Raw genomic sequence first — 17,038 nt, 5'->3', positions numbered from 1 at the left:
TAAATGCTCTAATCCTCCCCTCGTGTCCCATAGAAGAATCGTTTTAGCCCATGGATTTCAAACAGCTCTGGCTCAATACCCAGGACCTCTGGGGAGCCCTCGATCAACACCCTCTCCTGCACGCCGGCATCGGCCTGGCCCTGTTGCTGGTGGTCGCCCTGGTGCTCGGACGAGTGGCCCGCTACCTGGTGCTGCACGCCATCAGGTTGCTGGGGCGCCAGCCGGCCCTGCACTGGCTCAATGACTTGCGCCACAACAAGGTGTTCCACCGCCTGGCGCAGATGACCCCGTCCCTGGTGATCCAGTTCGGCCTGCACCTGGTGCCGGAGCTGAGCAAGACCAGCCTGCTGTTCCTCGGCAACCTGGCCATGGCCTTCACCATCCTGTTCCAGTTGCTGGCCCTGAGCGCCCTGCTCAATGCCCTGCTGGACATCTACGCGCGCACCGAACACGCCCGCACCCGCTCGATCAAGGGCTATGTGCAACTGGCGAAGATGGTGCTGTATGTGTTTGGCGCGATCATCATCGTCGCCACCCTGATCGACCGTTCGCCGCTGTTGCTGCTCTCGGGCCTGGGTGCCATGTCGGCGGTGATCCTGTTGGTCTACAAGGACACCCTGCTGTCCTTCGTCGCCAGCGTGCAGTTGACCAGCAACGACATGCTGCGGGTCGGCGACTGGATCGAGATGCCCCAGGTCGGCGCCGACGGCGATGTGGTGGACATCACCCTGCACACGGTCAAGGTGCAGAACTTCGACAAGACCATCGTCTCCATCCCCACCTGGCGCCTGATGAGCGAGTCGTTCAAGAACTGGCGCGGCATGCAGCAGTCCGGCGGCCGGCGGATCAAGCGCAGCCTGTACATCGATGCCAGCGGCGTGCGTTTTCTGCATGACGACGAAGAGCAGCGGCTGAGCAAGGTGCGCCTGCTTACCGACTACATCGGGCGCAAGCAGGCCGAGCTCAAGAGTTGGAACGAAGCCCAGGGCAATGTCGCCGCGCTGTCGGCCAACCGCCGGCGCATGACCAACATCGGCACCTTCCGCGCCTACGCCCTGGCGTACCTCAAGAGCCACCCGGAGATCCAGCCGAACATGACCTGCATGGTGCGTCAGATGCAGACCACGGCCCAGGGCATTCCGCTGGAGATCTACTGCTTTACCCGCACCACCGCCTGGGTCGATTACGAGCGCATCCAGGGGGATATCTTCGATTACCTGCTGGCGGTGATGCCGGAGTTCGGCCTGAACCTCTACCAGCAGCCCAGCGGCACCGATCTGCGGGCCGGTTTGCTGCCGGCGGTCCTGGGGGCCAGCCATGTGCCCCAGCTCGAAAAACAGGCGCTGTAACTTCGTAGGAGCTGGCTTGCCAGCGAAAGCGTCGGCCCGTCAGGCGCCAAGCTTGCGGACCCTTTCGCCGGCAAGCCGGCTCCTACAGATCAGCGAAGGCGTCGGCCGTTCAGGCGCAGGGCTTGCGGGCCTCTTCGCCGGCAAGCCGGCTCCTACAGATCAGCGAAAGCGTCGGCCCGTCAGGCGCAAGGCTTGCGGCCCCTTTCGCCGGCAAGCCGGCTCCTACCGATCAGCGAAGGCGTTGACCGGTCAGACGCAAGGCTTGCGGGCTCTTAGCCGGCAAGCCGGCTCCGGCAGATCAGCGGCTCCTGCGGGTTATGGGATCAGGCGGGGCCGGGCACCGCGGCGGCTGATCCATACCGCGCCAAGGATCACCAAGCCGCCCAGCATCAGCCGCCCCAGGTCTTCGTGCTGGTTCCAGATCAGCAGGTTGATCAACAGCCCCACCGGCACATGCAGGTTGTTCATCACCGCCAGGGTGGCGCCGGTCACCAGGCACGCGCCCTTGTTCCACCAGTACATGCCCAGGGCCGTGGACACCAGGCCGAGAAACAGCAGCACCGCCCATTGCAGCGGCGCATCAGGCAGGTAATGGGCCTTGCCGAACAGCAGGAACGCCGGCAGCACCACCAGCAAGGCGCCCAGGTAGAAGTAGCCGAAGCGCCGGTAGTGCGGCAGGTCGCTGGGATGGCGCGCCACCAGGTGCTTGTACAGCACTTGCCCGGCGGCGTAGGTGAAGTTGGCCAGTTGCAGCAGCAAGAAGCCGATGAAGAAATCCGGATTGACGCTGTCGTAGCGAATCACCACCGCGCCCGCCACCGCCACCAGCGCCGCCAGCAGGCCCCAGGGGTTGAAGCGCCGGTTCAGGGCGTCTTCGATCAGGGTCACGTGCAACGGCGTGAGGATGGTGAACAGCAGCACCTCCGGCACCGTCAACACGCGAAAGCTCAGGTACAGGCACACGTAGGTGATGCCGAACTGCAGCGCTCCGATCAGCAGCATGCCGCGCATGAAGGCCGGCTCCACCCGGCGCCAGCGGGTCAGCGGAAGAAACACCAGCCCCGCCAGCAGCACCCGCACCAGCACCGCGAAGTAACTGTCGACATGCCCGGCCAGGTATTCGCCGATCAGGCTGAAGGAAAACGCCTGGATCAGGGTGACAAAAAGTAGATAGCCCATGTTCGCCTCATCTTGAATGGCGGCGACGATAGCGGTTTTGCCCGCGCAGATGAAATCCCGGGCAAAAAAAAGCCCGATCTCGCTAAGCGTGCAATCGGGCGTCGGCACTGAAGGAGCAACCAGTGCAAAGGGAGGTTCGATGCGCGAACCGGCTTGAAGGGGATCCGCAGGCGCTACTTCAACACCGGGGGATTATCTGCGGATTAACGGCGCCGCCGAGCCCCTGGCTGAGGGGCGCCTGGGCCCCAGCTCCTGGCTCAGGCCACCTGGGCCAGCTTGGCGTTGGCCTGGTTCAGGCCCTTTTCATGGAAGTCGCCCCCCAGGTTCAGGCCTTCGGCGTGGATGAACTCGACGTCGTGGATACCGATAAAGCCCATCACCTGACGCAGGTAGGGTTCCTGGTGATCGGCGCTGCTGCCGGCGTAGATGCCGCCACGGGCAGTGAGCACGTAGGCGCGCTTGCCGGTGAGCAGGCCCTGGGGCCCGGTGTCGGTGTACTTGAAGGTCACCCCGGCGCGCAGCACATGGTCCAGCCAGGCCTTCAGGGTGCTGGGAATGGCGAAGTTGTACATCGGCGCGGCCAGCACCAGCACGTCAGCGGCCAGCAACTCTTCGGTCAATTCGTTGGAACGCTGCAGGGACTCCTGCTCGGCGGCGCTGCGCTGCTCGGCGGGCTTCATCCAGCCCCCCAGCAGGTTGGCGTCCAGGTGCGGCACCGGGTGGCGGGCCAGGTCGCGGACCGTGATCGAGTCGCCGGGGTGAGCGGCCTGCCATTGCTGGATAAAGGTCTGGGTCAGTTGCCGGGATACGGAATCCTGCTGGCGGGCGCTGCTTTCAATGATCAGGACGCGGGACATGGCTGAAGCCTCCATCGGGGTATGCGTAAGTCGATGGAGCGCAGATTAAACAGAGTGATATCGATGAAAAAGCGCAAATAACTGCTATAACCAATCAATAAATTCGTTTATAAGCACAGCCGGCCCCTGTGCAATCCCCCTGGACCGGCCTGCTTCGATCACTTGGCCTGGCAGTTCAGTTCCAGGCGCAGCTTGATGATCTTGCGGTTGAACTTGGCGGTCACGTTCTTGCTCTGCCCCGCGGCGACTTCCACCTTGCGGGTGCGCGGCGACTCGGGGCCATTGCGAAATACCACCGAGCACAGGGCATCGCGCTTGCCGAAGTTGTTCAACTGGATGGAGCCGATGTCTTCATCGGTGTCGTAGGCGGTGTAATCGATGCTCAGGCCATTGAGCTGCTTCTCGACATCGATGGGATAGGCCCAGGCGCAGAGAGGCAACAACGCCAGCAACACACAACAGAATTTTCTCATTCGGCAGTCTCCAATAAGGAGCGCCAGCTTAGGACAAGAGGAGTCCCTCATGAAAGCGCCCCGCGTGACCCTGGATCAATGGCGCACCCTGCAGGCGGTGGTCGACCACGGCGGCTTCGCCCAGGCCGCCGAAGCCCTGCACCGCTCGCAATCCTCGGTCAGCTACACCGTGGCGCGCATGCAGGACCAGCTCGGTGTGCCGCTGCTGCGCATCGACGGGCGCAAGGCCGTGCTCACCGAAGCCGGCGGCGTGCTGCTGCGCCGCTCGCGGCAACTGGTCAAGCAGGCCAGCCAGCTGGAAGACCTGGCCCACCATATGGAGCAGGGCTGGGAAGCCGAAGTGCGGCTGGTGGTGGACGCCGCCTACCCCAACGCGCGGCTGGTGCGCGCCCTGACCGCCTTCATGCCGCAAAGCCGCGGCTGCCGCGTGCGCCTGCGCGAGGAAGTGCTGTCCGGGGTCGAGGAAGTGCTGCTCGAAGGCGTGGCCGACCTGGCCATCAGCAGTTTCAACATTCCCGGTTACCTGGGCACCGAGATGAGTTCGGTGGAGTTCGTCGCCGTGGCCCACCCGGAACACGCCCTGCACCGCCTGCAACGGGAGCTGCATTTCCAGGACCTGGAAAGCCAGCTGCAAGTGGTAATCCGCGACTCCGGCCGCCAGCAACCGCGGGATGTGGGCTGGCTCGGCGCCGAACAACGCTGGACCGTGGGCAGCCTGGCCACTGCTGCGACCTTCGTCGGCAGCGGCCTGGGTTTTGCCTGGCTGCCCCGGCACCTGATCGAACGGGAACTGCGCGAAGGCCTGCTCAAGGTCCTGCCCCTGGACCAGGGCGGCAGTCGCCACCCGACCTTCTTCCTCTATTCCAACAAGGACAAACCCCTGGGCCCGGCCACGCAGATCCTCGTGGAACTGCTGCGCACGTTCGACACCGCGCCCCTGGACGCGCCCTTTGCCGCCCCCGAACAAGCCTGACGTCCACTCACCAGAACAGGAGTTCTGCCATGGCCTATTTCGAGCATGAAGGTTGCACCCTGCACTACGAGGAATACGGCCGGGGGGATCCCCTGCTGCTGGTTCACGGCCTGGGCTCCAGCGCCCAGGACTGGGAAAAGCAGATCCCCGAGCTCTCGAACCGCTACCGCCTGATCGTCCCCGACCTGCGTGGCCACGGACGCTCCGACAAACCCCGGGAGCGCTACAGCATCCCGGGCTTCACCGCCGATATCGTGGCGCTGATCGAACACCTGAACCTGGGCCCCGTGCACTATGTCGGGCTGTCCATGGGCGGCATGATCGGCTTCCAGCTGGGCGTGGATCAGCCGCAGTTGCTCAAAAGCCTGTGCATCGTCAACAGCGCCCCCGAGGTCAAGGTGCGCAGCGCCAACGACTACTGGCAGTGGTTCAAGCGCTGGAGCCTGGCCCGGGTGCTGAGCCTGGCCACCATCGGCCAGGCCCTGGGCCAGCGGCTGTTTCCCAAGCCCGAGCAAGGCGAGTTGCGGCGGAAAATGGCCGAGCGCTGGGCAAAAAACGACAAACGTGCTTATCTCGCCAGCTTCGACGCCATCGTCGGCTGGGGGGTGCAGGAACGTCTGGGCCGTATCACCTGTCCAACCCTGGTCGTCAGCGCCGACCACGACTACACCCCGGTGGCGGTCAAGGAGGCTTATGTCAAACTGCTGCCGGATGCACGGCTGGTGGTGATCGAGGATTCCCGTCACGCCACCCCGCTGGACCAGCCGCAGCGCTTCAACCAAACCCTGCTGGACTTCACAACCACAGTCGACACCACCACCCAGGATCACTGAACCATGCTGAAAAAAATCGCCCTCGTCGCCGGCTCCGTGCTGTTCGCTGCCAACCTGATGGCCGCCCAACCGGCCAAGGCGCCCCACGTCCTGCTGGACACCAGCTTCGGCAAGATCGAAGTCGAACTGGACCCGGTCAAGGCCCCGATCTCCAGCAAGAACTTCCTCGACTACGTCGACAGCGGCTTCTACACCAACACCATCTTCCACCGGGTGATCCCGGGCTTCATGGTTCAGGGCGGCGGTTTCACCGCGCAGATGGTGCAGAAAGACACCCGCGACCCGATCAAGAACGAAGCCTCCAACGGCCTGCATAACGTACGCGGCACCCTGTCCATGGCCCGCACCTCCAACCCCAACTCGGCCACCAGCCAGTTCTTCATCAACGTCGCCGACAACGCCTTCCTCGACCCGGGCCGCGATGCCGGCTACGCCGTATTCGCCAAGGTGGTGAGCGGCATGGACGTGGTGGACCAGATCGTCAATTCCCAGACCACCACCAAGCAAGGCATGCAAAACGTGCCTGTGGACCCGGTGCTGATCAAGTCGGCCAAGCGCATCGACTGAATCCGCCAGCCTGTCCCGACGGCGGCGCCCCACCCGGCGCCCCGTCCGCTTTCAGAACAGGAGAGCCCGTACCCCGGGCTTCAAGCCCCCCATGCTCTTTCGTCGTTTTGAACAACTGATCGATATCTTCCGCGACGCCCCCAGCGCCACCCCGCCCAATCGGGTCCTGCCCTTCTACTTCCACTACATCAAGCAAGTCTGGCCGAGCTTCGTCGCCCTGCTGGTGGTGGGCCTGTTCGTGGCCCTGATCGAGGTGTCGCTGTTCAGCTACCTGAGCACCATCATCGACCTGGCCCAGGGCACGCCCAGCGCCCGGGTATTCACCGACCACGGCCTGGAACTGGCCTGGATGGCAGTGGTGGCCCTGCTGTTCCGACCCTTGATGGTCGGCCTGCACGACCTGCTGATGCACCAGACCATCAACCCCGGCATGACCAGCCTGATCCGCTGGCAGAACCATAGCTACGTGCTGCGCCAGAGCCTGAACTTCTTCCAGAACGATTTCGCCGGGCGCATTGCCCAGCGCATCATGCAGACCGGCTATTCGCTGCAGGACTCCTCGGTGCAGGTGATCGACGCCCTGTGGCACGTGACCATCTACGCCATCGGCTCCCTGGTGCTGTTCGCCGACGCCGACTGGCGCCTGATGATCCCGCTGCTGCTGTGGATCGCCGGCTTCATCGGCGCCATGCGCTACTTCGTGCCACGCATCCAGCAGCGCTCGGTGGACGCCTCCGACGCCCGCTCCAAACTCATGGGGCGGATCGTTGACGGCTACACCAACATCACCACCCTCAAGCTCTTCGCCCACACCCATTTCGAGCAGAGCTACGCCCGCGAGGCCATCGCCGAGCAGACCGAGAAAAGCCAGCTGGCCGGGCGCGTGGTCACCGCCATGGACGTGACCATCACCAGCCTCAACGGCCTGCTGATCGTCAGCACCACGGGCCTGGCTCTGTGGCTGTGGAGCCAGTCGCTGATCAGCGCCGGGGCCATCGCCCTGGCCACCGGCCTGGTGATCCGCATCGTCAACATGTCCGGCTGGATCATGTGGGTGATCAACGGCATCTTCGAAAACATCGGCATGGTCGAGGACGGTCTGCAGACCATCGCCCAGCCGCTGCAGCTCACCGACCGCGAGCAGGCGCCCAAGCTGGCCGTGGCCAACGGCGGCGTGCGCTTCGAGCATGTGGAGTTCCATTACGGCAAGGCCAACAAGGTGATCAGCGACCTCAACCTGGACATCCGTCCCGGGGAGAAGATCGGCCTGATCGGTCCGTCCGGGGCCGGCAAGTCGACCCTGGTCAACCTGCTGCTGCGCCTGTACGACCTGCAGGGCGGGCAGATCCTCATCGACGGCCAGAACATCGCCGAAGTGACCCAGGAAAGCCTGCGCGAACGCATCGGCATGATCACCCAGGACACCTCGCTGCTGCACCGCTCGATTCGCGACAACCTGCTCTACGGCCGCCCCGACGCCACGGACGAGGAACTCTGGGAAGCGGTGCGCAAGGCCCGCGCCGATGAGTTCATCCCGCTGCTGTCCGACGCCCAGGGCCGGACCGGTTTCGATGCGCATGTCGGTGAGCGCGGGGTCAAGCTGTCCGGCGGCCAGCGCCAGCGCATCGCCATCGCCCGGGTACTGCTCAAGGACGCGCCGATCCTGATCATGGATGAGGCCACCTCGGCCCTGGACTCGGAAGTCGAAGCGGCGATCCAGGAAAGCCTGGAAACCCTGATGCAGGGCAAGACCGTGATCGCCATCGCCCACCGCCTCTCCACCATCGCCCGCATGGACCGCCTGGTGGTCCTGGAACAGGGGCGCATCGCCGAGACCGGCACCCACGCCGAACTGCTGGCCCGTGGCGGTCTGTATGCACGCCTGTGGCAGCACCAGACCGGAGGATTCGTCGGCATCGACTGACCGGCGGCAACTGATCTGTAGCCGCTGCCGCAGGCTGCGATCGGCACCGCAGGGGCCGCAGAACCTGCATCCGCGGTTTGCCTGGTCAATCGCTCTGCGAGTCCTGCGGACTCGGTCGCAGCCTGCGGCAGCGGCTACAGGTTGCAATCAGTTGCAGAAGGTTGTGCCTCGCGATGCCAGGGCCCCGTTTCCAGGGGCCCTGGCGTTTTTTTGCGGACTGGAATTGCGCCGAAAGCCTGCTGTACTGACCCTAGGTTCCGGAGCGGAACCTGTAGTTAACCTGCGGGATGCATAACAGTTGTATCGCGTTGATAGGTTGACCTATCAAGGACTCACTCATGTCTTTGTTCAAACGTTCCGTTACCGAAATGCTCGGTACTTTCTGGCTGGTCCTGGGCGGGTGCGGCAGCGCCGTGCTCGCCGCGGCCTTTCCCAATGTCGGCATCGGCCTGCTGGGCGTCGCCCTGGCCTTCGGCCTGACGGTGCTGACCATGGCCTTCGCCATCGGCCATATCTCCGGTTGTCACTTGAATCCCGCCGTGTCCGTAGGGCTGGTGGTGGGCGGGCGCTTTCCGGCCAGGGAACTGCCGGCCTATATCGTCGCCCAGGTGCTCGGCGGGGTGATCGCCGCGGCGTTGCTGTACTTCATCGCCAGCGGCAAGCCCGGTTTCGAGCTGGCCTCGGGGCTGGCTTCCAACGGCTATGGCGCCCACTCCCCCGGCGGCTATTCGATGGCGGCGGGGTTTGTCTGCGAGCTGGTGATGACCTTGATGTTCGTGGTGATCATCCTTGGCGCCACCGACAAGCGCGCCCCAGCGGGGCTGGCGCCGATCGCCATCGGCCTGGCCCTGACCCTGATCCACCTGATCTCGATCCCGGTCACCAACACCTCGGTCAACCCGGCCCGCAGCACCGGCCCAGCGCTGATCGTCGGCGGCTGGGCGTTGCAGCAGCTGTGGCTGTTCTGGCTGGCGCCGATCCTCGGCGCGGTGATCGGTGGCGTGGTCTACCGCTGGCTGGGCAAGGAAGACAGCTGACGCAAAGGGGCGAGGGTCACGCCTGCCGATAGGGCAAGGCGTCCCTCGCCTCCTCGGCGTAGGCACGAATACCGCTGCGCTCCTGCTGCAGGAAATCCTTCACCGCGGCATTCAGGCCGGGGTGGCGCAGGTAGTGCCAGGAACGGGTCAGCACCGGTTCAAAGCCGCGGATCAGCTTGTGCTCGCCCTGGGCTCCCGCGTCGAAGCGTTGCAGCCCCTGGGCAATCGCGTACTCCATGCCCTGGTAGAAACAGGTCTCGAAATGCAGGCGGTCGAACTCCGCCAGGCAGCCCCAATAGCGGCCGTAGAAGCTGTCGCCGCCCACCAGGCTGAAAGCCATGGCCACCGGGCGCCCGCCCTGTTTGGCCAGGACCACGCGGATCGCCTCGGGCATGCGCTCGGCCAGCAGGCTGAAGAAGGTCCGGGTCAGGTAGGGCGACTGGCGCCGCACCGCATAGGTGTTGGCGTAGCAGGCGTAGACGAAGTCCCAGTGCGCCTCGTCCAGTTCATGGCCTTCGAACCACTGGAAATCAAAGCCCTGCCCCGCCACCTGCTCACGCTCCTTGCGCATCTGCTTGCGCTTGCGCGAGCTCAGGGCGTCGAGAAAATCCTGAAAGTCCCGATAGCCGCGATTCTGCCAATGGAACTGACAGCCCAGGCGCTGCAACCAGCCCGGTTGCTGTTCCAGGGCGGCGTCACTGAAGTCGTCGGTGAAGTTGATATGGGCGCTGGAAAGCCCTTCGCTCTCCAGGTAGCCGGGCAGGCTTTTCAACAGCTCGAAGGCATCCGCCTGGGTCGCCGCCAGCACCCGCGCGCCACTGACCGGGCTGAAAGGCACCGCCGTCAGCAGCTTGGGGTAATAGTCGATACCGGCCCGCGCGCAGGCATCGGCCCAGCCGTGATCGAACACGTACTCACCGTAGGAGTGCCATTTGCGATAGCTGGGCAGGGCCGCCAGCAGGCGGCCGTCCTCCACATGCAACAGGTGCTCGGCCTGCCAGCCCGAGCGCGGTCCGAGGCTGCCGCTGTCTTCCAGGGCACTGAGAAAGGCATGGCGCACAAAGGGTTGCCCATCCTTGAGCAGGCCATCCCATTGCACAGGATCGACGGCAGACAGACTGTTCAAGGATTGCAGCGGCATGGGGGTCCCCGGAATTCAGATCGAACGACCCGGCGAGTATCCCCCATCCCCGGACTCACCGAAACCGCCAGTACCCTGCCCCCCTCAATGCCCCAGGTGTTCGGCAAGAAAATCGATGAACACCCGGGATTTGCGCGGCAGGTGCGCGCTGTTGGGAAACAGCACATGCACCGGCTGCGGGGCCAGGCCGTACTGCGGCAGGACCCGCACCAGGCGGCCGCTGCCCAGATCGTCGAGGACCATCCACTCCGGCAGCACCGCCAGCCCCAGGCCCGCCAGGGCCAGGGCACGAATCGCCGTCGCCGAGTTGGATTCGTGCCCCGGACTGACCCTCACCTCCACCTCGCCGCGGCGCGGATGGCTGAAGGTCCAACCCGGCGGCCCGGCCAGGTTGCTGTTGCCGATCCACGGCAGCGCGCTCAGGTCCTCGATCCGCTGCAACTCCCGGCCCTGAAGCAGCGCCGGGCTGGCCACCAGGGCAATGGCGTAGTTCGCCAGCTTGCGTCCCTTGAACCCCGAATCCGCCAGGTGGCCGAGGCGAATCACCAGGTCGAGCTTTTCCGCCACCAGATCATTCAGCGATGAGTTGAAGTGATAGCTCAGGCGCACCTCGGGGTAGCGCGCGGTGAACAGCGGCAGGATCGGCAGCACGAACGTCTCGGCATACTCCGCCGTGGAGCTGATGCGCAGCTTGCCGCTGACCCGGTTGCGCCCATGCAGCACGTTGTCGAAGGCTGTGTCGATATTGGCGACAATCCCCTTGAACTCGTGGTAAAGGTCCTCGCCGGTTTCGGTCAGGGTCACCTGCCGCGTGGTGCGCACCAGCAAGGTACTCGCCAGTGCCTGCTCAAGGGTCTTTACATGCAGGCTGGCCATGGCCTTGCTGATGCCCAGGTATTGCGCGGCGCGGGTGTAGGAGCCGAAGTCGACCACTGCGAGGAAGGTCTGCACCCGGTGCAGCTGGCCGTGAAAATGATCGCTCACTGTCAAATCCTGTTAAACAATGCGTCAAGTATAGGCACCTCGACACGCCGCCCCCAAGCTCCCTAAGCTGCGCGCAAATAGGGAGACGGCATGACTTACAGATACAAAGTGGCGGTGGTATTTCTCCTCGGGTTCTTTATCGACTGCGTCAACATCTTCATGTCGGCGGTGGCCCTGCCCAGCATTGCCGGCCACTTGCAGGTGTCCAGCGCCGCCGTGGCCTGGGTCGCCAATGCCTACATCCTTGGCCTGACGCTGGTGATCGCCATCAGCACCTGGCTGGCCGGGCGCTTCGGCAACCGCCAGGTGCTCTGCGCCTCGATGCTGCTGTTCAGCGGCGCGGGGCTGATGTGCGGGCTGGCCGACAGCTTCATGTCGCTGGTGTTCTGGCGGCTGGTCCAGGGCATGGCCGGCGGCCTGCTGATTCCCCTGGGGCAGGCGCTGACCTTCAACCTGTTCCAGGGCGCGCAACGCTCGCGGATCTCCACCCTGGTGATGGCCGTGGCCCTGCTGGCGCCGGCACTGTCGCCGACGCTGGGCGGCGCGATTGTCGATCACAGTTCCTGGCGCTGGGTGTTCTTCGCCAGCGTGCCGCTGTCGCTGCTGGCGGCGCTGCTGTCCTGGTGCTGGATCGCCCCTGGCCCCTCGGCGCCCGCGGATCGCCCGGACCTGCGCGGCCTGCTGCTGGTGAGCGCGAGCCTCGGCGGCCTGCTGCTGGGCATGTCGCTGTACGGCAGCGGCTACCCGGCGTATCAGGCGGCCCCGAGCCTGATCGCCGGGCTGCTGTTGGCCGAGTGCTATCGCCGCCACTGCCGGGCCTGCGCCCGTCCGATCGTCGAACTGCGGCTGCTGAAAAACCCGCGCCTGGGCCTGTCGGTGGCGATCTATCACGCCATTCCGGGGATCTTCACCGGGGTCAATCTGCTGAGCCTGTTCTTCCTCCAGGAGCACCTGCACCTGAGTGCCCGGCACAGCGGCATGTTCATGCTGCTGTACGCCGCCGGCGCGCTGCTGGCGATGCTGGTGGGCGGACACTGCTACAACCGCCTGGGCGCCGCGCGGCTGTTCGCCATGGCCCTGGTGCTGCACAGCGCCGGCATCGCCAGCTTGTGCTGGGTCGACTCGGCCGCCGACCTGCCGCTGCTGATGATGGCCTACCTGCTGATGGGCCTGGGCGGCGGTGCCGGCGCCAACACCGCGCAGACCACTGCCCTGCTCGACTTCAACGGCGCCGATACACACCGGGCCAGCGTGATCTGGAACATCAACCGGCAGGTGGCGTTCAGCCTCGGCGCCGCCTGGTTGCTGATGCTCTACAACCTGCTGCTGGGGTACGCCGATGCCACCGGCGCCTACCACCTGAGCCTGTTGCTGGCCGCTGCGGCCGGTCTGCTGCCGCTGCTGACCCTGAACCAACTCCCCACCATGAAGGCCCCCCATGCCCAACTCGATCATTGAACAAGCGCAACACAGCGTGCAGCGTATTCACCAACTGATTCACAGCGTCTTCAGCAACCGGCAGGGGGACGGCGCAGCCTGCCTCGAACCCTTGATGGCCTTGCTAGCCGAGGACTTCCAGATGGTCACCACCGGCGGCGCCCTGGTCGGCCGCGAGCAGGTGCAACAGCTGTTTCACGCGGGCCTGGGCAAGCGCCCGGGGCTGGAAATCCGCCTCAGCGACCTGCATTGCGTGTGGCAGGAAGGCCCGTGTGCGGCGATCCGCTACAAGGAAGTCCACCGCCTGGACTCGCTGGAAACCGCGCGCCTGTCCCTGGCGATCATCCGTGTCCGGGACAACTCGGCGCAGTGGCTGTACCTGCACGAAACCACCTGCCCCTGACCCCGCCAGGCCCGAGCCCCAAGCTCGGGCCAAGCCGCCCGCCCCGCTTCTCTGACCTCTTGCGGCGCGACACCCGCCCACTGAACGGCGGCCGGTCGCCCCCGGCATCCCCCCTGCCCCGGCACCAACAACGCTCCTCGCCCAGGGGGCATTGCCGTCAGCAATCGTCATCTACACGCCATTACTTTGCCACCCCGCTGTCATAAACCATCGTGATACTGGCGCCTGTTTTTAGAGCGCCGGGTTCTACCCGACCACTGTTTTCCGATCTGCACAGGTCGGTTGTGTCCTGGATGGTTGAGCCATCCACTCTTACCTTCGGAGATTGCTATGCGTCTTGCTTCCACGAAAACCGCGGCGGCCCTGTGTGGCGGCCTGTTACTGGCCATGAGCGTTCCCGCCAGTGCTGCGGTCGACGCCAAACTGCTCGACATGCTCAAGGCCAACGGCTCGATTTCCCAGGCGCAGTACGTTGAACTGCAAGCCGAGCTGGCCAAGGATCAGAAGGCCCAGCAAATCGCTCAGCAAGCGCAGCAAGAAACCAACGAACAAGTGGCGGCGGCCGCCAAGAAAGCCAACGAGCTGAGCGCCTTCGACCAGAAGCTGGCCTGGGCGGCCAAGACTCAGTTCAAGGGCGACGTTCGGGTCCGCCAGGAAACCGTCAAGATCGACGGCGAATCCAACAACGGCGGCCGCGACAAGGATCGTCAGCGCATCCGTGCCCGCCTGGGCGCCTACAGCGAGATCAACCCGCAGGTGGACACCGGCATCCGCATCGCCACCGGCGGCGGCGACGATGCCCGCTCCACCAACCAGGACATGGACAACTACTTCGACAAGAAACAGATCTGGCTGGACCTGGGCTACATCGACTATCACCCGGACGCCGTCAAGAACCTGCACGTGATCGGCGGCAAGATGCTGCAACCCTGGGTCAGCATGGGCGATGTGATCTGGGACAGCGACATCAACCCTGAAGGCCTGGCCGTCACCTACAAGTACCCGCTGGGCGGCAGTGCCGAACTGTTCGGCAGCCTGGGCAACTACAGCCTCAAGGACAACGTCGACGGCGAAGGCGTGCAGTTCCGTCACGACCTGCGCCTGACCGCCGGCCAACTGGGTAGCCGCTTCGCCATCACCGACAATCTGAAGCTGACCGTCGGCGGCAGCGTCTATGCCTACCAGAACGACAAGGACAGCCGTTGCACCGGCACCTCCACGCCTTGTGCCCTGGCGGTCAACGGCAACTCGGCCGACAACCAGTTCCGCCTGTACGAAGGTTTCAGCCAGATCGACATCGGCGGCCTGCCGATGCCGCTATCGTTCTACGGCCAGTACGTGAAGAACAACGATGCGGTGAACGATCAGGACACCGCCTGGCTGCTGGGCGCCAAGTCGAAAGTGTTCGGTTTCAACCTCGACTACAACTACCGCGACGTGCAGCGCAATGCCGTGGTCGGCGCCTTTACCGACTCCGACTTCGCCAACGGCACCACCGGTTCCCGTGGCCACAAGTTCAAGGTCGGTTACGACATCGACAAGAACTTCGCCCTGGGCGCGACCTACTTCCTGACCAAGGCCGACTACTCCAGCCGCACCCAGCGCGACGCCAATACCAACACCCTGCAGCTGGACGCCGAAGCCAAGTTCTAAGCGACCTGCTCGTACACTGCAGAGGCTGCCCGCGCCAACCGCGAGCAGCCTCTGCCGGGTTTCAACAGTCCGGCGCGGGGCGACGCTCCTCCATCATCCGTTCGTCGTCGCCGCGCCGGCCTGTGTTTTTCCCTCTCAAACGTCCTTGCTGCGTTGCGTCGCCAGACGCTCGGCCAAGGCATCCAAGCCCTCCAGGGGCGGCTCCGGCAACACCCGCAAGGTGGCCTGGAGCAGGCGCATCTGCCGAATGAATCGCCGGCAATTGGGGCAGAACAGCAGGTGATGGCGCACCATCAGGCGCTCGCGAAAGCTCAACTGACCATCGAGATAATCGCTGGAGCGTGCCACTTGTTCCTTACAGGTCAGCATTGGCCGGTTTCCTCAAAATGCTCCACGGTGGCGAAGACCTTAAGACGTGCCCGATGCAACAGCACCCGGACATTGGAGAGCGTGAGCCCCAAAAGATTACAGATTTCTTCCAGCTCCAGGCCCTGGCGCTCACGCAGCAGCAGGACGCTGCTTTGCAGCTCCGAGAGGCTGAGCAGGGTGTGTTCCAGGCAGTCGCGCAGCTCGGATTCGGTGAGCAAGGCTTCGGGGGTGTCTTCGTGCCAGGCGAAAGGCGCCACCAGCCAGTGGCCATCCGTGGAGGAAAAACGCTCATCGCCAACCGTGCCATGGGGCGCGGGCAGGTCATCAAGCAACACTTCCCGGCGATTTTGCTTGTAGCGGCCCTTGGCTGCGTTGGCGGTGATGGTCAGCAGCCAGGTCTTGAGGCTGGAGCGCCCCTGAAAGCCCGCCAGATTGCGCACCACCGACAGCCAGGCATCCTGCACCACTTCGTCGGCATGGCGATTGCCGACAATGGCGTAAGCCACCGCGCGCATGGCGCTCTGGTAGGTACTGACCAGTTCCTTGTAAGCCTTTTGCTCACCCGCCAAAAGGCGCTCTAGCAGTTGCGCGTCATCTGCAGCAGCCATTCGTGCCTCGTTCAATCATGCAGGTTTGAGAGGGTGTGACGCGCCAATGCCGCCCGGCGCCACACCCGCATCAGCCTAGATCAACGCTTGCGCAGCAACACGCTGCCGATCGAATAACCGGCGCCGAAGGAGCTGAGTACCGCCAGGGAACCGCTGGCCAGGTCGTCCTGGTACTTGTGGAAGGCAATCACCGAGCCGGCCGAGCTGGTGTTGGCGTAGGTATCGAGAATCACCGGCGCCTCTTCCACCGACGCTTCGCGGCCCAGGAGTTTCTTGACAATCAGGTGGTTCATGCTGAGGTTGGCCTGGTGCAACCAGAAGCGCTTCACGTCGCCGACATTGAGCTGGTTCTCTTCCAGGTGCGCGGCAATCAGCTCGGCCACCATCGGGCACACGTCGCGGAACACCTTGCGGCCTTCCTGGACGAACAGTTTGTCGCGGCCACCGATGCCTTCTTGCGCAGCGCGGTTGAGGAAGCCGAAGTTGTTGCGGATGTTGTTGGAGAACTGGGTCAGCAGCTTGGTGCTGACGATCTCGAACTGGTGCTTGGAGGTGGCCAGGTCGGCGCGTTCGATGATCACCGCGGTGGCGGCGTCGCCGAAGATGAAGTGGCTGTCGCGGTCACGGAAGTTCAGGTGCCCGGTGCAGACTTCCGGGTTGACCATCAGGATCGCCCGGGCCTGGCCCAGCTGCACGCTGTTGCAGGCAGCCTGGATGCCGAAGGTCGCCGAGGAGCAGGCCACGTTCATGTCGAAACCGAAGCCCTGGATACCCAGGGCCGCCTGGACTTCGATGGCGATGGCCGGGTAGGCGCGCTGCAGGTTGGAGCAGGCGACGATCACCCCGTCGATATCAGCGGCGGTCTTGCCGGCCCGTTGCAGGGCTTGCTCGGCGGCGGCCACGGCCATCTGGCAGAGCACCGACCACTCGTCGTTGGAGCGCTCCGGCAGGTTCGGAACCATGCGTTGCGGGTCGAGGATGCCTGCCTTGTCCATGACAAAGCGGCTCTTGATCCCGGAGGCTTTCTCGATGAAGGCGGCGTTGGATTCGGTCAGGGCCTGCACTTCGCCCCGTTCGATAGCCGCCGCGTTGTCGCGGTTGAACTGCTGGACATAGGTGTTGAAAGACTCCACCAGCTCTTCGTTGGAAATGCTATTGGCCGGGGTAAACAGGCCGGTGCCGCTGATGACGACGTTATGCACGGTCGTTCCTCTAGTGTGATGAGGCAGAAGGTATTGGCACCGCCGTGCC

17 protein-coding genes are annotated in these 17,038 nt (G+C 64.4%); 9 read left to right on the top strand and 8 right to left on the bottom strand.

The window, feature by feature from the left end; genetic code table 11:
- Positions 1–50 precede the first annotated feature (50 nt).
- Positions 51–1,349 (top strand): mechanosensitive ion channel family protein, encoded by a 1,299-nt coding sequence (locus tag PST29_RS07920; protein ID WP_060838066.1) that lies wholly within the window; start codon positions 51–53, stop codon positions 1,347–1,349.
- A 315-nt stretch (positions 1,350–1,664) separates the two neighbouring features.
- Here PST29_RS07920 and PST29_RS07915 read toward each other — a convergent pair whose 3' ends face one another.
- From PST29_RS07915 to PST29_RS07905, 3 genes are all read right to left on the bottom strand, one after another.
- Positions 1,665–2,528, bottom strand: a complete 864-nt coding sequence (locus PST29_RS07915; protein WP_060838065.1) for a carboxylate/amino acid/amine transporter — start codon at positions 2,526–2,528, stop codon at positions 1,665–1,667.
- 257 nt (positions 2,529–2,785) lie between these two features.
- Positions 2,786–3,385, bottom strand: a complete 600-nt coding sequence (locus tag PST29_RS07910; RefSeq protein ID WP_060842769.1) for an FMN-dependent NADH-azoreductase — start codon at positions 3,383–3,385, stop codon at positions 2,786–2,788.
- Positions 3,386–3,543: 158 nt separating this feature from the next.
- Positions 3,544–3,858 carry a hypothetical protein gene (locus PST29_RS07905; RefSeq protein WP_060838063.1) on the bottom strand — a complete coding sequence of 105 codons (315 nt, stop codon included), beginning with the start codon at positions 3,856–3,858 and terminating at the stop codon, positions 3,544–3,546.
- Positions 3,859–3,907: 49 nt separating this feature from the next.
- Here PST29_RS07905 and PST29_RS07900 point away from each other — a divergent pair, with 49 nt between their 5' ends.
- The 5 genes from PST29_RS07900 (at position 3,908) to aqpZ (ending at position 9,192) form a co-directional block, all read left to right on the top strand.
- A complete protein-coding gene (locus tag PST29_RS07900; protein WP_060838062.1) occupies positions 3,908–4,831 on the top strand; it encodes a LysR family transcriptional regulator in 924 nt (307 codons plus the stop codon).
- A gap of 29 nt (positions 4,832–4,860) precedes the next feature.
- The gene (locus PST29_RS07895) at positions 4,861–5,664 is read left to right on the top strand and encodes an alpha/beta fold hydrolase (protein ID WP_060842768.1); all 804 of its coding nucleotides are present in this window, start codon (positions 4,861–4,863) and stop codon (positions 5,662–5,664) included.
- A 3-nt stretch (positions 5,665–5,667) separates the two neighbouring features.
- Positions 5,668–6,231: a peptidylprolyl isomerase gene (locus tag PST29_RS07890; RefSeq protein ID WP_016967472.1), complete on the top strand. Its 564-nt coding sequence runs from the start codon at positions 5,668–5,670 to the stop codon at positions 6,229–6,231.
- 91 nt (positions 6,232–6,322) lie between these two features.
- Positions 6,323–8,155: an ABC transporter ATP-binding protein gene (locus PST29_RS07885; protein WP_060842767.1), complete on the top strand. Its 1,833-nt coding sequence runs from the start codon at positions 6,323–6,325 to the stop codon at positions 8,153–8,155.
- A gap of 338 nt (positions 8,156–8,493) precedes the next feature.
- Complete coding sequence (aqpZ, locus tag PST29_RS07880; protein ID WP_060838059.1) at positions 8,494–9,192, top strand: aquaporin Z; 699 nt, start codon at positions 8,494–8,496, stop codon at positions 9,190–9,192.
- 16 nt (positions 9,193–9,208) lie between these two features.
- On the opposite strand, the gene PST29_RS07875 is transcribed toward aqpZ, so the two are convergent.
- Together PST29_RS07875 and PST29_RS07870 are read right to left on the bottom strand one after the other, a co-directional pair.
- Positions 9,209–10,333 (bottom strand): GNAT family N-acetyltransferase, encoded by a 1,125-nt coding sequence (locus PST29_RS07875; protein WP_060842766.1) that lies wholly within the window; start codon positions 10,331–10,333, stop codon positions 9,209–9,211.
- Positions 10,334–10,417: 84 nt separating this feature from the next.
- The gene (locus tag PST29_RS07870) at positions 10,418–11,323 is read right to left on the bottom strand and encodes a LysR family transcriptional regulator (protein ID WP_060842765.1); all 906 of its coding nucleotides are present in this window, start codon (positions 11,321–11,323) and stop codon (positions 10,418–10,420) included.
- A gap of 84 nt (positions 11,324–11,407) precedes the next feature.
- Here PST29_RS07870 and PST29_RS07865 point away from each other — a divergent pair, with 84 nt between their 5' ends.
- The 3 genes from PST29_RS07865 (at position 11,408) to PST29_RS07855 (ending at position 14,810) form a co-directional block, all read left to right on the top strand.
- Positions 11,408–12,775: an MFS transporter gene (locus tag PST29_RS07865; protein WP_060842764.1), complete on the top strand. Its 1,368-nt coding sequence runs from the start codon at positions 11,408–11,410 to the stop codon at positions 12,773–12,775.
- Positions 12,756–13,157 carry a hypothetical protein gene (locus PST29_RS07860; RefSeq protein WP_060838055.1) on the top strand — a complete coding sequence of 134 codons (402 nt, stop codon included), beginning with the start codon at positions 12,756–12,758 and terminating at the stop codon, positions 13,155–13,157. The genes PST29_RS07865 and PST29_RS07860 overlap by 20 nt, the downstream gene beginning before the upstream one ends.
- A 330-nt stretch (positions 13,158–13,487) precedes the next feature.
- Entirely contained in the window at positions 13,488–14,810 is a 1,323-nt protein-coding gene (locus PST29_RS07855) for a putative porin (RefSeq protein WP_060838054.1), read from the top strand.
- 135 nt (positions 14,811–14,945) lie between these two features.
- Here PST29_RS07855 and PST29_RS07850 read toward each other — a convergent pair whose 3' ends face one another.
- The 3 genes from PST29_RS07850 to PST29_RS07840 all read right to left on the bottom strand — a co-directional run bounded on the left by PST29_RS07850 (position 14,946) and on the right by PST29_RS07840 (position 16,989).
- On the bottom strand, positions 14,946–15,179 hold the full coding sequence (locus PST29_RS07850; RefSeq protein WP_060838053.1) for an anti-sigma factor family protein: 234 nt from the start codon (positions 15,177–15,179) through the stop codon (positions 14,946–14,948).
- Positions 15,173–15,787, bottom strand: a complete 615-nt coding sequence (locus PST29_RS07845) for an RNA polymerase sigma factor (protein WP_060838052.1) — start codon at positions 15,785–15,787, stop codon at positions 15,173–15,175. The genes PST29_RS07850 and PST29_RS07845 overlap by 7 nt, the downstream gene beginning before the upstream one ends.
- An 80-nt stretch (positions 15,788–15,867) precedes the next feature.
- Positions 15,868–16,989, bottom strand: coding sequence for a beta-ketoacyl-ACP synthase III (locus PST29_RS07840; protein ID WP_060838051.1), 1,122 nt, complete (start codon positions 16,987–16,989; stop codon positions 15,868–15,870).
- Between the last annotated feature and the right edge of the window lie 49 nt (positions 16,990–17,038).

Source organism: Pseudomonas sp. St29 (assembly GCF_001547915.1).
Classification (GTDB): Bacteria; Pseudomonadota; Gammaproteobacteria; order Pseudomonadales; family Pseudomonadaceae; genus Aquipseudomonas.
This window is presented reverse-complemented; position numbering and strand designations above follow the sequence as displayed.

What these genes read in the sequence shown, in the direction of transcription:
- PST29_RS07920 (WP_060838066.1), top strand. Translation starts at nt 51, where the DNA reads ATGGATTTCAAACAGCTCTGGCTCAATACCCAGGACCTCTGGGGAGCC.
- PST29_RS07915 (WP_060838065.1), bottom strand. Translation starts at nt 2,528, where the DNA reads ATGGGCTATCTACTTTTTGTCACCCTGATCCAGGCGTTTTCCTTCAGC.
- PST29_RS07910 (WP_060842769.1), bottom strand. Translation starts at nt 3,385, where the DNA reads ATGTCCCGCGTCCTGATCATTGAAAGCAGCGCCCGCCAGCAGGATTCC.
- PST29_RS07905 (WP_060838063.1), bottom strand. Translation starts at nt 3,858, where the DNA reads ATGAGAAAATTCTGTTGTGTGTTGCTGGCGTTGTTGCCTCTCTGCGCC.
- PST29_RS07900 (WP_060838062.1), top strand. Translation starts at nt 3,908, where the DNA reads ATGAAAGCGCCCCGCGTGACCCTGGATCAATGGCGCACCCTGCAGGCG.
- PST29_RS07895 (WP_060842768.1), top strand. Translation starts at nt 4,861, where the DNA reads ATGGCCTATTTCGAGCATGAAGGTTGCACCCTGCACTACGAGGAATAC.
- PST29_RS07890 (WP_016967472.1), top strand. Translation starts at nt 5,668, where the DNA reads ATGCTGAAAAAAATCGCCCTCGTCGCCGGCTCCGTGCTGTTCGCTGCC.
- PST29_RS07885 (WP_060842767.1), top strand. Translation starts at nt 6,323, where the DNA reads ATGCTCTTTCGTCGTTTTGAACAACTGATCGATATCTTCCGCGACGCC.
- aqpZ (WP_060838059.1), top strand. Translation starts at nt 8,494, where the DNA reads ATGTCTTTGTTCAAACGTTCCGTTACCGAAATGCTCGGTACTTTCTGG.
- PST29_RS07875 (WP_060842766.1), bottom strand. Translation starts at nt 10,333, where the DNA reads ATGCCGCTGCAATCCTTGAACAGTCTGTCTGCCGTCGATCCTGTGCAA.
- PST29_RS07865 (WP_060842764.1), top strand. Translation starts at nt 11,408, where the DNA reads ATGACTTACAGATACAAAGTGGCGGTGGTATTTCTCCTCGGGTTCTTT.
- PST29_RS07860 (WP_060838055.1), top strand. Translation starts at nt 12,756, where the DNA reads ATGCCCAACTCGATCATTGAACAAGCGCAACACAGCGTGCAGCGTATT.
- PST29_RS07855 (WP_060838054.1), top strand. Translation starts at nt 13,488, where the DNA reads ATGCGTCTTGCTTCCACGAAAACCGCGGCGGCCCTGTGTGGCGGCCTG.
- PST29_RS07850 (WP_060838053.1), bottom strand. Translation starts at nt 15,179, where the DNA reads ATGCTGACCTGTAAGGAACAAGTGGCACGCTCCAGCGATTATCTCGAT.
- PST29_RS07845 (WP_060838052.1), bottom strand. Translation starts at nt 15,787, where the DNA reads ATGGCTGCTGCAGATGACGCGCAACTGCTAGAGCGCCTTTTGGCGGGT.